Source organism: Variovorax restrictus (genome assembly GCF_051216715.1).
Taxonomy (GTDB): domain Bacteria; phylum Pseudomonadota; class Gammaproteobacteria; order Burkholderiales; family Burkholderiaceae_C; genus Variovorax.
Genome location: NZ_JBPJZH010000001.1, coordinates 1101206 through 1114612, shown reverse-complemented (window position 1 = coordinate 1114612; position 13407 = coordinate 1101206). Strand labels below are relative to the sequence as shown.

At 69.7% G+C, this 13407-nt stretch carries 4 protein-coding genes; all 4 read left to right on the top strand.

Features of this window, described 5'->3' with window-relative positions; all coding sequences use genetic code 11:
- Nucleotides 1–19 precede the first annotated feature (19 nt).
- A complete protein-coding gene (locus ACSFA0_RS05220; RefSeq protein ID WP_435449161.1) occupies nucleotides 20–664 on the top strand; it encodes a DUF4136 domain-containing protein in 645 nt (214 codons plus the stop codon).
- 25 nt (nucleotides 665–689) lie between these two features.
- Nucleotides 690–1331 carry a histidine phosphatase family protein gene (locus tag ACSFA0_RS05215; protein ID WP_435450894.1) on the top strand — a complete coding sequence of 214 codons (642 nt, stop codon included), beginning with the start codon at nucleotides 690–692 and terminating at the stop codon, nucleotides 1329–1331.
- 340 nt (nucleotides 1332–1671) lie between these two features.
- Nucleotides 1672–8394 carry an amino acid adenylation domain-containing protein gene (locus ACSFA0_RS05210; protein ID WP_435449160.1) on the top strand — a complete coding sequence of 2241 codons (6723 nt, stop codon included), beginning with the start codon at nucleotides 1672–1674 and terminating at the stop codon, nucleotides 8392–8394.
- Complete coding sequence (locus ACSFA0_RS05205) at nucleotides 8391–13397, top strand: amino acid adenylation domain-containing protein (RefSeq protein WP_435449159.1); 5007 nt, start codon at nucleotides 8391–8393, stop codon at nucleotides 13395–13397. Before ACSFA0_RS05210 ends, ACSFA0_RS05205 begins: the two co-directional genes overlap by 4 nt.
- Nucleotides 13398–13407: the final 10 nt, after the last annotated feature.

Below are 13407 nucleotides of genomic sequence, written 5' to 3'. Positions count from 1 at the left end.
CCTTTGGAGATCCCTCGCCATGCCTCTTCGCCGAATCCTGACCGCTGCTGCGCTGCTGACCCTGCTCACCGGATGCGCCACCCGCTGGGTGGTCGACAGCGACGTGCGCAGCTTTTCGAGCCTGCCGGCCGCCGACGTGGCGGCCGGCGCCACCTACCGCTTCGAGCGGCTGCCCTCGCAGCAGGACGGCGACGGCGCGCGCGGCGCAGCGGCGATCGAAGCGATGGCCGCGCCGGCGCTCGAGCGGACCGGCCTCCGGCGCGACGACGCTGGCGCCCGCTACACCGCGCAGATCGGCGCACGCGTCACGCCGACCTATTCGCCATGGGGCGACCCTGGCTTCTACCCGGGCTGGGGCCCGTGGGGCCCGGGCCCGCGCTTCGGCCTGGGCTATGGGCGCGGCTGGTACGGCGCCGGTTGGTACGGCCCGGCCTTCCCCCCGGCGGCCAGCCCCTGGTACCTGCGGGAAGTGAGCGTGGTGCTGCGCGAGCTGCCGTCGAACAAGGTGGTGTACGAAACCCGCGCCCGCAACGACGGCCCCTACAGCGCCGATGCGGCCGTGCTGCCGGTGATGTTCGAAGCGGCGCTGCAGGGCTTTCCGACCCCGCCAGAGGGTGAGCGCCGCGTGAACATCGAGATTCCGACCCGGGCGGCCCGGCCATGAGGCTGGACAACGGCACGTCTGTCGACTGATGGAAGCGACCCGACTGATCGCCGTCCGCCATGGCGAGACCGCCTGGAACGTCGACACGCGCATTCAGGGACAACTGGACATCGGCCTGAACGAAACGGGCCTGTGGCAGGCGCAGCGCCTGGGCGAAGCCTTGGCCGACGAGGCCATCGACGTGATCTACGCCAGCGACCTGTCGCGCGCCTGGCACACCGCCGAACACATCGCCGGCCCGCTCGGCTTGACGGTGCAGCCGGAGCCGCGATTGCGCGAACGCGCCTTCGGCCGCTTCGAGGGCATGCGCTTCGCGGAGATCGAAGCGACGCTGCCCGAACAGGCCCGCCTGTGGCGCACGCGCGATCCCGAATTCGCGCCCGAAGGCGGCGAAAGCCTGCTGGTGTTTCGCGACCGGATCACGGGCGTGGCCGCCGAGCTGGCGGCGCGCCATCCGGGCGCGCTGGTGGCGCTGGTTGCTCACGGCGGCGTCATGGACGTGCTCTACCGGGCGGCCACCCGCCAGGCGCTGCAGTCGCCGCGCACCTGGGACCTGGGCAACGCGACCATCAACCGCCTGCTCTGGACGCCCGGTGGTTTCGGGCTGGTGGGATGGGGCGACGCCACCCACCTGAGCCACCGCCCGCTGGACGAAAAAGTCGATTGACGGTAGGAAGCGCCGGGAGACCCGCAAAGCTGATTGACCCCTGCTTATGCAGGCGTGTCAGCTTTTAGTACTCACAACCGTTAAATAAAGCGCACAATAACAAAGTACTAAGTTTTTGTGAGCGATTGTCAATCCGACAATAGCAACCAGTTGCATCTTTGAGGATGCGTCTTTCGCCAGGCCGATCTCCCGCGGTGAGCGCTTTGCAATGTCAGGCGCTACGAATGGAACGTTGCTCCGTCCTGACGCCTGCTGCAAAGTGACTTTTTCAGCACTGCTTCGAGACCACGAGAAACATGATGTTGCGCCCTATCCCAACCCTCCGGCCGCGCCAACGCCCATGACACTGCAAGCACCAGCGCCGGCATCGCCCGACGACCGTCGCCGCATGCTGCACGAGTGGAACCGCCCGCTGTTGCCGCGCGACGACGCCCTCACGGTCCATGCGCGATTCGCCGCACAGGCAGCGACGCACGCGGCGCGCGTGGCGCTCATCGGCACCGCCAACGATGCGGGCACGGTCGCATGGAATTACGCCGAGCTGAATGCGCACGCCGAGCGAATGGCACGTCGGCTGCAGGCGCTCGGCGTAGCGCCGGGCGACGCGGTGGGCGTGATGCTCGAGCGTTCGCCCGCGGCCATCGCGGCGCTGCTGGGCATCCTCAAGACCGGTGCGGCGTATGTCCCGGTCCAGCCTGATTTCCCTGCCGACCGCATCGATTTCATGCTGGGCGATGCGGGCGTGAAGGTCGTGGTCAGCCAGCGTGTGCATGCCGCTGCGATGCCGGCCGGCATGACCGCGCTCTGGATCGACGAGGCAACGGCCGACGCCCGCGCGCTGCCGCCGTTGCAGCCCGTGACGGTCGACGCCGAGGCACGCGCCTACGTGATGTACACGTCGGGCTCGACGGGTGCGCCCAAGGGCATCGAGATCTGCCATCGCGCCATCCTGCGGCTGGTGGTCGATGCAGACTATGTCGACCTCCGGCCCGACGAGCCGATGCTCCATGCGGCGCCGCTGGGCTTCGATGCGTCCACCCTCGAGATCTGGGGTCCGCTGCTCAACGGCGGGTGCTGTGTCGTGCACGACGAAGCGATGCCCACGGGTGCCGGGCTGGCGCGCACGATCGATCGGCACGGCGTGAAGACCGCCTGGCTCACGGCCGCGCTGTTCAACGCCATCGTCGACGACAACCCGCAACACCTCGCCGGCTTGCGTCAATTGCTCACGGGCGGCGAGGCCCTGTCGGTGGCCCATGTGCGCCGCGCGCTCGCCGCCTTGCCCGGCCTCACGCTCATCAACGGCTACGGGCCCACCGAGTGCACGACCTTCGCCGCGACGCATCGCATCCCGCGCGACCTGCCCGCCGACGCCCGCTCGGTGCCGATCGGGCGCCCCATCACCGACACCACCCTGCATGTGCTGACGCCCACGCTGGAGTTGTTGCCGATCGGTCTGGTCGGTGAACTCTGCATCGGTGGCCGCGGACTCGCCAAAGGCTATCTGGGCCGGCCCGACCTCACGGCCGAGCGCTTCGTGCCCGACCCGTTCGGCGGCCCCGGCGATCGGCTCTACCGCACCGGCGACCATGCGCGGTGGTTGCCCGACGGCACCCTCGAGTTCATCGGGCGCGTCGACGGCCAGGTGAAGATCCGCGGCCACCGCATCGAGACCGGCGAAATCGAAGGCGTGCTGAACGCGCATCCTGGCGTGCTGACCAGCGCCGTGGTGGCGCGCACCGACGCCGGCGAGCAGCCTCGCCTCGTGGCTTACCTGGTGGCACGCGACAAGGCCGTGCCGTGGAACGAACTTCGCGCGCACATCGCGGCCCGCCTGCCGGACGTGATGGTGCCCGCCGCACAGGTGTGGCTCGACAAGCTGCCGATCACGAACAACGGCAAGCTCGACCGCCGCGCGTTGCCCGCACCCACGCGGGCCCGGCCCGACATGGCAGAAGCGTTCGAGGCAGCGCGCCATCCACTCGAGGCGCGGGTGTGCGAGGCCTTCGCCGACGCGCTGGGGCTCGACCGCATCGGCCGACGCGACAACTTTTTCGACCTGGGCGGCAACTCGTTGCTCGTGCTGAAGGTCCTGGCGCAACTGCAACAGCACAGCGCGCAGCCACTCTCGGCGAACCTGTTCTTCAGCCACCCCACGCCCCTGGCGATCGCCGCCGAGATGGCCGGGCTGCAGGACGCAGTACCACCAGGTGAACGCGCGGTCGGGCGCGAGCGCCACGCGGAAGAACCCATTGCGGTGATCGGCATGGCCGGTCGCTTCCCGGGTGCCGCGGACATCGAGCAGTTCTGGGACAACTTGGTCGCCGGCCGCGACAGCATCAGCATCTTCACCGACGCCACGCTCGACGCGAGCGTGAGCGCGGCCCTGCGCAGCGACCCGGCCTACGTGCGGGCGCGCGGCGTCATCGACGACGTCGAACTGTTCGACGCCGCCTTCTTCGGCATCAACCCGAAAGAAGCCGCGCTCATGGACCCGCAGCAGCGCATCTTCCTGGAGCTGTGCTGGGAATGCATGGAGCGCGCCGGCCATGCGCCGGACCAGTGCACCGAGCCAGTCGGCATCTATGCGGGCATGTACAACGCCACGTACTTCCAGCGCCACGTCAGCAGCCGGCCCGACCTGATCGAAGCCGTCGGCGAGTTCCAGGTGATGCTGGCCAACGAGAAGGACTACATCACGACCCGCGTGGCGAACAAGCTGAACCTGACGGGCCCGGCCGTGTCGGTGCACACCGCCTGCTCGACGTCGCTCGTGGCCATCGCGCAGGCGTTCCATGCGTTGCGCGGTGGTCAATGCCACATGGCCTTGGCCGGCGGCGCGTCGGTCACCTGCCCGCCCCGCAGCGGCTACCTGTACGAAGAAGGCTCGATGCTGTCGCCCGACGGCAAGACGCGCAGCTTCAGCGCGCAGGCGCAGGGCACGGTGTTCAGCGACGGCGCGGCCGTGGTGCTGCTCAAGCGGCTCTCCGACGCGGTGGCCGATGGCGACACGGTCTATGCGGTGTTGCGCGGCGCAGCGATCAACAACGACGGCGGTGCCAAGGCCAGCTTCACGGCGCCGAGCATCAAGGGCCAAGCGGCGGTTGTGTCGGCCGCGCTCGCGTCGGCCGACGTGGACGCGCGCAGCATCTCGTATGTCGAAGCGCACGGCACGGCCACGCCGATGGGCGACCCGGTCGAGATCGAAGGCCTGCGCCAGGCCTATGCACGCCACACCAGCGACCTCGGCTTCTGCGCCATCGGCTCGTTGAAGAGCAACGTGGGCCACATGGTCACCGCGGCCGGTGCCGGCGGCCTCATCAAGACCGTGCTGGCACTGCACCACGAAACGCTGCCGCCATCGCTGCACTTCGACGCACCCAACCCGTCCATCGACTTCGGCGCCACGCCGTTCCATGTGCAGCACAAGCTCGCCGCCTGGCCGCGCGCAGCGCAACCGCGTCGTGCAGGGGTCAGCGCCTTCGGCGTCGGCGGCACCAATGCGCACGTGATCGTCGAGGAAGCGCCGCCGGCCATGCCGAGCGAACGCACGACGCTGCCGCAACTGCTGCAGCTGTCGGCGCGCACACCGGCCGCGCTGGGCACGATGGTGCAGCGGCTCGCCGACCATCTCGAAGCGCACCCGCAGATCGAACTCGCCGACGTCGCGCACACGTTGCGGGTGGGGCGCAAGGTGTTCTCGCACCGCGCGTGCGTCGTGGCCAGCGATGTGACGGAAGCGATCGCTGCGTTGCGGGACGCCGATTCCCCGAACCGGGCCAGCGGCGTTGCAGCCGCCGTGCAGCCGCAGACCGTGCTGCTGTTCACCGGCCAGGGCGCGCAGTACGCGCGCATGGGGCAAGGGCTCTACGCGCACGACGCGGTGTTTCGCGCCGCGTTCGACGACTGCCTGCGGGCCTTCGACGGCGTGCTCGACGTCGACCTGCGCGCGTGCCTGCAGTCCACCGACACGGCCGCCCTGTCGCCGACGTCGGTGACGCAGCCGGCCATGTTCGCGCTCGAATACGCGTTGGCGCAACAGCTGCTGTCGATCGGCCTGCAGCCGGCCGCACTCATCGGACACAGCGTCGGTGAATTCGCCGCCGCCGTGGTGGCTGGCGTGATGCGACTGGACGATGCGGCGCGGCTCGTCGCGCACCGCGGTGCGTTGATGCAGGCGCAGCCGCCCGGCGACATGCTGGCCGTGCGCCTCCCCGCCGCAGAACTGCAAGCGCGGTTGCCCGACACGCTGTCGCTGGCCGCCGAGAACGGCCCCCGCGCGTGCGTCGTCGCCGGCGCGTCGGCGCACGTGGAAGCACTTCGCATCGTGCTCGATGCAGAAGGCGTCACGGCGCGCCTGCTGCAGACCTCGCACGCCTTCCACTCCGCCATGATGGACGCGGCCGTCGCGCCCTTCGAGGCGTTGGTGCGCGACGTGCCCTTGTCGCCGCCGACGATCCCGATCTACTCGACCCTGACCGGCCGGCTGCTGAGCCCGGCGGAAGCCACCGATGCGCGGTACTGGTCGCGCCACCTGCGCGAGACCGTGCGCTTCTCGCCGGCGGTCCGCACCGCACTCGCCGACCTGCCCCAAGCCTTGTTCGTGGAGGTCGGCCCGCGCCAGACGCTCACGACGCTGGTGCGGCAACAGGCGGGCAGCGCAGCCCCCGTGCGCGCCGTCGCCCTGCTGACCGACCAGCCGGGCGACGAATGCGCGGCATGGCGCCTGGCCGTCGGCCGACTGTGGATCGACGGTGCAGCGATCGACCCGCTCCATCTCGACACGCGCAGCCGGAAATCACGCCTGTGCCTGCCGACCTACCCCTTCGAACGCCAACGTTTCTGGGTCGATGTCGCGGTAGCGCCCGCACCCTCGGCGCGCGAGGCCGAGGCCTCGCGCCCTGCCGTCGCATCGACCCCCTTGTCCCCGCCAACCCCGGAGCCTCCCATGACTGCCGCCCCCGCGCGCCACGCCGCGCTGACCTCGCGCCTGCGCGATATCTTCGAAGACATCTCCGGCGTGGAGATGGCGCAGGCCGATGGCAACACCTTGTTCGTCGAGCTCGGCCTGGACTCCCTCACGCTGACGCAGGCCGCCGGCCAGGTGAAGAAGCACTTCAAGGTGAACCTGAGCTTCCGGCAGTTGATGGAGAGCTACCGGACCTTCGATTCGCTGGCCGGCTACCTCGACGCCACGCTGCCGCCCGAGGCGCCGCCCGCCGCAGCGGCGGCCGCGCAGGTCGCTGCGGCAACCGCGCCGACGCCGGCCGTGATGGCCCAGCAAAGCCTGCCCGTGGCCCTGCCGCTCTTCCTCCCTACCTCGGTCGAAGGCCAGCCCCTGATGCACCAGGTGATCGCCCAGCAGATGCAGTTGATGCAGCAGCAGTTGGCGCTGCTCGCCGGCGCGCCATTGGTCGGCACGTCGATGGCGACGCCTGCGGCCGCCGCTGCGCCCGCACCGGCCCTGCAGCCGGTGCCGCCCGTCGAAGCCGAGGCCGCCGAATCGCCTACGCGCATCACCTACGACGTCAAGAAGGCGTTCGGCGCGATCGCGCGCATCCATACGCAGAGCAAGGAGCCGAGCGAGCGCCAGCGCGCGAGGCTGGCCGCCTTCATGCGCCGCTACACCGAGCGCACGCAGAAGAGCAAAGCCTTCACGCAAGCCAACCGGCCGCACATGGCCGACCCGCGCGTGGTCAACGGCTTCCGTCCTGCGACCAAGGAGATCACCTACCAGGTGGTGGTCGAGCGCTCCAAGGGTTCGCGCCTGTGGGACATCGACGGCAACGAATACGTCGACGTGCTCAACGGCTTCGGCATGAGCCTGTTCGGCTGGCAGCCCGACTTCGTCAACGAAGCCGTGCACCGCCAGCTCGACCTGGGTTACGAGATCGGCCCGCAGCACCCGCTCGCGGCGGAGGTCACGCGGCTGCTCTGCGACCTGACCGGCTTCGACCGCGCGGCGCTGTGCAATACCGGCTCCGAAGCCGTGATGGCTGCCATCCGCATCGCGCGCACGGTCACCGGCCGCAACACGGTCGTGCTGTTCGCGGGCTCCTACCACGGCACCTTCGACGAAGTGCTGGTGCGCGCCGGCCGCAACGCCAAGGGGCTGTCCGCCGCACCGGGCGTCATGCAGGGCATGTTCGGCGACGTGCGGGTGCTCGACTACGGCACCCCGGAAGCGCTGGAGTTCATCCGCGCCAACGCCGACGACATCGCCGCCGTGCTGGTCGAGCCGGTGCAGAGCCGCCGGCCCGATTTCCAGCCGCGCGAGTTCCTGCGCGAAGTGCGCGCCATCACCGAAAAGTCGGACACCTGCCTGATCTTCGACGAGGTGATCACCGGATTCCGCTCGCACCTGGGCGGCGCCCAGGCGGTCTTCGGCATCCGGGCCGACCTGGCCTGCTACGGCAAGGTCATCGGCGGCGGGTTCCCGGTCGGCGTGGTGGCCGGCAAGCGCGCGTACATGGACGCACTCGACGGCGGCGCCTGGGAATACGGCGACGCGTCGATGCCCACCGTCGGCGTCACCTATTTCGCCGGCACCTTCGTGCGGCACCCGCTGGCGCTGGCGGCCTGCAAGGCATCGCTGCTGCACCTGAAGGAAGCCGGAGAAGGCCTGCAGACGCAACTCAACCTGCACACGGCAGCGCTCGCCGACGAGCTCACGGCGTTCTGCCGCGAAGTCGGTGCGCCGCTGGAAATCCGCTACTTCTCGTCGCTCTGGCGCGTGAGCTGGCTGGAAGACCACCCGCTGCAAGACCTGCTGTTCGCGATGATGCGCAGCCGCGGCGTGCACATCCTCGACAACTTCCCCTGCTTCCTGACCACCGCGCACACGCACGACGACATCGCGACGATCAAGTCCGCCTTCAAGGAATCGGTCGCCGAAATGCAGCAGTCCGAGTTCCTGCCGGGCTCCACACCCTCAGCGCCGTCGTTCGACGCCGCGCATCCCCCTGTTCCCAATGCCCGCCTCGGCCGCGACCGCGACGGCACGCCCGCGTGGTTCGTGCCCGACCCGGCCGCCCAGGGCAAATTCGTGAAATTGCAAGCATGAGCGAGTCCACCCTCCAGAACCCTGCCGACAGCGCGCCCGATTTCGATCCCTTCGCCGCGGGCGCGATCGAAGCGACCGTTCCCAGCACCGAAGCCCAACGCGAAGTCTGGCTGGCCGACCAGCTCGGCCCCCAAGCATCGCTGTCGTACAACGAATCGCTCACGCTCCGGCTACGCGGCGCGCTCGACACCGCGGCGCTCGCCGCGGCCTTCGACGCACTGGTACGACGGCATCCGTCGTTGCGCTCGACCTTCTCGGCCGATGGCACCCAGCTGCTGATCGGTGAGCCGGCACCGTTCCAACTGGTCGAGCGCGACCTGCGGCCATTGGACGTGCACGCGCAGCAGCGCGCGCTCGCCGCCGACGAAGCCGCCGCGGTGCGCGAACCCTTCTCGCTCGAAAGCGGCCCGCTGTTCCGCGCCGCGCTCTACACCCTCTCGGCGGCAGAGTTTCATCTGCTGATGACGGCGCACCACGCCGTCTGCGACGGCTGGTCGTGGGGCGTGATCGCCGACGACCTCGGCCAGCTCTACGCCGAACAGATCGGCGCCGGCCCCGCGCTCGACCCCGCGCCCGGCTACGCCGACTACGTGGCCTGGGAGCAGCAGGAAGCCACCAGCCCGACCATGCAGGAACACGTCGACTACTGGCTCGCGCGCTTTGCAGGGAGCAGCCTGCCGGTGCTGGAACTGCCGCTCGACCGCGCCCGTCCGGCCGTCCGCACGTTCTCATCGGAGCGCATCGACCATGTGCTCGACCGCGGGCTGATCGATGCCTTGCGCAAGACCGGTGCCGCGCAAGGCGCCAGCCTGTATGCCGTGCTCTTCAGCGGTTTTTCCACGCTGCTGCACCGGCTGACGGCGCAGGACGACTTGGTGATCGGCATCGCCGCCGCCGGCCAGATGGCGAGCCACATGCCCGCGCTGGTCGGCCATTGCGTCAACCTGCTGCCGCTGCGCGTGGCGATCGACGCGGCGCTGCCCTTCGACGCCCTGATCGGTCAATCGGCAGGGCTGCTGCTGGACGCCTTCGATCACCAGAACCTCACCTACGGCACGCTGCTGCGCAAGCTGCCCGTGGCACGCGACCCGAGCCGCCTGCCGCTCGTGAGCGTGATGTTCAACGTCGACCGCGACGCTGCCCCCAACCAGGGCAGCTTTCCCGACATCGACGCGGTGCTGGGCAGCGTGCCCCGTGCCTGCGAGAACTTCGAGCTGTTCGTGAACATCGCACCCGTGGCCGACGGCATGCAGGTCGAGGTCCAGTACAACACCGACCTGTTCGACAAGGTCACGATCTCGCGCTGGCTCCGGGTCTATGAGCAACTGCTGCGCAGTGCGGCGGCATCGCCCGTCCAGCCGGTGGGCCAGCTCGCGCTCATGTCCGCTGAAGACGCGTCCGCCTTGCGCGCGTTGCAGCCCGCCCCGACGGCGCGGATCGGCGCGCCGCTGATGCACGCGGCGTTCTGCGCGCAGGCTGCGCAATCGCCTTCGAACGCCGCGGTTCGTCTCGGGGGGCGCGGTCTCGACTACGGCGAGCTCGACGCACGTTCCAACCGGCTGGCTCGCGTGCTGCGCGAGCGCGGCGTCGGCCGGGGCCAACGCGTGGGCCTCTGCCTGCCGCGCGACAACGACATGGTCGTGGCGCTGCTGGCCGTGCTCAAGTCGGGCGCGGCCTACGTGCCGTTGGACCCGGACTTCCCGCAGGCGCGCCTCGACTACTACGCGCAGGACGCGTCGCTGGCGATGCTGCTGACGAGCTCGGACGTGCCCGCTGCGCCGCGCCAGTGGCGCGAGGACGCCGCCGCGCGCCGCTTCGAATTGGACACCGACACAGGTTGGTTGCAGGCACCGGGCCATGCGCTCGAGGCCGATCCGCGCGACCCGCGCGCCGAGGACCCGGCCTATGTGATCTATACCTCCGGCTCGACCGGCCAGCCCAAGGGCGTCGCCGTGCCGCATGGCGCGGTGGCCAACTTCCTGCAAAGCATGCAGCGGCAGCCGGGCATCTCGGCGACCGACAAGCTGGTGGCCGTGACCACCCTGTCGTTCGACATCGCGGTGCTCGAGCTGATGCTGCCGCTGACCGTCGGTGCCGAAGTCGTCATCGCGCCGCGCGAGACGGTCCTGAACGGCGGCGATCTCGCCAACCTGCTCTCGGTTACCGGCGCCACGATGATGCAGGCCACACCGGGCCTCTGGCGCATGCTGCTGGACAGCGGATGGAAGGGCCGGTCCGCCTTCAAGGTGCTGGTGGGCGGCGAGAGCCTGCCACCCGACCTGGCGCACGACCTGCTCGGCGTGGCCGGCGAGGTCTGGAACATGTACGGCCCGACCGAGACGACCATCTGGTCCACGCTCTGGCGCGTCGAGCCGGTCTCGCTCGCCAGCACCGGCGTGTCGATCGGCCAGCCGATCGACAACACGACGGTCCGGATCCTCGACGCGCACCTGCAGCCCATGCCCGTCGGCGTGCCCGGCGAGATCTGCATCGGCGGCGACGGCGTGACGCTCGGCTACCTCGACCGCCCCGAACTCACGGCCGACCGCTTCGTCACGGTGGATGTCGACGGGACGCCCTCGCGCCTCTATCGCACGGGCGACCGCGGGCGCTGGCGCAACAACGGCCTGCTCGAACACATGGGACGGCTCGACGCCCAAGTGAAGGTGCGCGGCTATCGCATCGAACTGGGCGAGATCGAGGCGCGCTGCAACGAAGTGCCCGGCGTCACGCGAAGCGTGGTCATCACCCGCGAAGACACGCCCGGCGACGTGCGCCTGGTGGCCTATCTCATGCTGGCGCCCGGTGCCACGCTCGACGCGGACGCGGTCAAGCGGCATCTGGCCACCAGCCTGCCGCAGTACATGCTGCCGCAGCATGTCGTGCCGCTGCAGGCTATCCCGCTGCTGCCGAACGGCAAGGTCGATCGCAAGGCACTCCCCCTACCGGAAGCGCACGTGGCCGACGCCACCACGCGCGTCGCCGCCCGCACGGAACGCGAACGCACCGTGCTCGAAGCGATGGAGAAGGTGCTTCGCCTGCCGGGCCTCGGCGTCCACGACGACTTCTTCGCGCTGGGGGGCCACTCGCTGCTGGCCGCACGCCTGGCGACGCTGCTGAGCCGCAAGTTCGACGTGCCCGTCCCGATGCGCACGCTGTTCGAAGCGCCCACCGCCGAGGCGCTGGCGCGAGCGATCGAAGCCATCGAGAACGCCAGCACGCCGCGGCGCGCGCCCATCGTGGCGCTGCCGAATCGCGCGCGCGCGCCGCAGACGCCGATGCAGCAACGCATCCGCTTCATCGAAGAGCTGCATCCGGGCCGGCCCGTGTACAACCAGCCGGCGACGCACCGCTTCACCGGCCCCATGGACACGGACAAGTTCGAGCAGGCGTTTCGCGCCATCGTGCAGCGCCAGTCGACGCTTCGCACCGCGATGGGCCAGGACCCGGACACGGGCGAGCCTTGCCAGGTGATCCACCCGTCGCTCGATTTCCCGTTCCCGTTGATCGACCTGTCGGGCCTGCCGACGTCGGAGCGCGAGATTGCTCTCGCAACAGCCCTTCGACAGGCCATCGATCGACCCATCGACATCCACCAGGCACCGCTGTTCCATGCGGCGCTCTACCGGATGTCCCCCACCGACCATGCCTTCGTCTTCGTGGTGCATCACCTCGTCTGGGACGGCTGGTCGTACGACCTGTTCCAGGGCGAGCTGGCGGCGCTGTACGGGGCGGCGGTGCGCGGCGAGCAGCCCGTGCTGCCCGAGCTGCCGGTGAGCACGGGGGACTATGCCCAGTGGTACGAGGCCTGGCTCGGCGGGCCCGAGGCGGCCGAGCAGCTGACCTACTGGAAGGCGCGTTTCTCGAACACGCCCGTCCCCCGTGCACCGCGCACCGACCTTCCCCGGAAGTCCGGCATGAGCGGGCACGGCGAAACCTTGTGGATGAATTTCGACGCCGCCACCACGGAGCGCTTCCGTGCGGCGGCCGCCCGCCACGACGTCACCCTCAACATGTTCGCGCTCGGCGTGTACGCGCTCATGCTGGGCAGCGCGATCGACACCGATTCGCTCGTGATCGCCGCGCCGGTGCGAGGCCGGGAGCAGCTCGAACTCGAGTCGGTGATGGGCTTCTTCAACAACGTCCTGCCGCTGTCGTTCGAGATCGACCGCACGATGGGCACCGGCGACTTCATGCGCTACGTCAAGAAGACGCTGCTCGACCACATGCGCTACCAGCTCATCCCGTTCGAGCGCCTGGTCGCCGAACCCGAGTTCGCGGCGCGCGCCCAGGGCGTCGGTCTCTACCAGGGGTTGTTTTCGTTCGAGGACGCACGCGGGCGACCGGTCGATTTCGGCGGGCTTCAGCACCAGCAGATCCACACGCGGCAAAGCGGTGCGACCGACGACCTCGGTCTGTGGTTCGTCGAGAAGACCGAAGGCCTCGTCGGCGCCATCACCTACAACGCCGACATCTACCTGGCCGAAACCGGCGCCGCGTTCAAGCAACGCTATGTAGAGTTGTTGCACGCCGTCGTCGCCGCGCCTGACCAGACGCTCGCGGTGCTGCTCGACCGTGAGCGGTCGGCGAGCGCCAAGGTGCTCGCGCGGCTGGCGGCGAAGTCGGACCGCGAACACGACGAAGAGGTCGTGGCCGCAGCAGCCGCGCGCGAAGCACGGCCCATGGCCCTGCTGCCCCCCGAGCAGGCGCGTCTGGCGCAGGTCTGGGCCAGCGCGCTGGGCATCGATGTCAACGACATCCGCCCCACGGACAACTTCTTCGATCTCGGCGGCGACTCCCTGCTGGCGATGCGCGTGGTGCAGCAATCGGAACAGGCTTTCGGCCAACGCATCGAGGCACGGCGCTACCTGTTCGAGAGCCTGGCGCAACTGGCGGCCTCCCAGGTGTCGATGCCTGCACCGCTGACGTCCGCCGACGCGCGCGCGCCGACGAGGCCGGGCCTGCTCGGGCGGGTGTTCTCCGGCTGGGGCCGCAAGCGTTGATCCGCCCGTG

Excerpts from the sequence above, each read along its gene's own strand:
- ACSFA0_RS05220 (WP_435449161.1), top strand. The coding sequence starts at position 20 with ATGCCTCTTCGCCGAATCCTGACCGCTGCTGCGCTGCTGACCCTGCTC.
- ACSFA0_RS05210 (WP_435449160.1), top strand. The coding sequence starts at position 1,672 with ATGACACTGCAAGCACCAGCGCCGGCATCGCCCGACGACCGTCGCCGC.
- ACSFA0_RS05205 (WP_435449159.1), top strand. The coding sequence starts at position 8,391 with ATGAGCGAGTCCACCCTCCAGAACCCTGCCGACAGCGCGCCCGATTTC.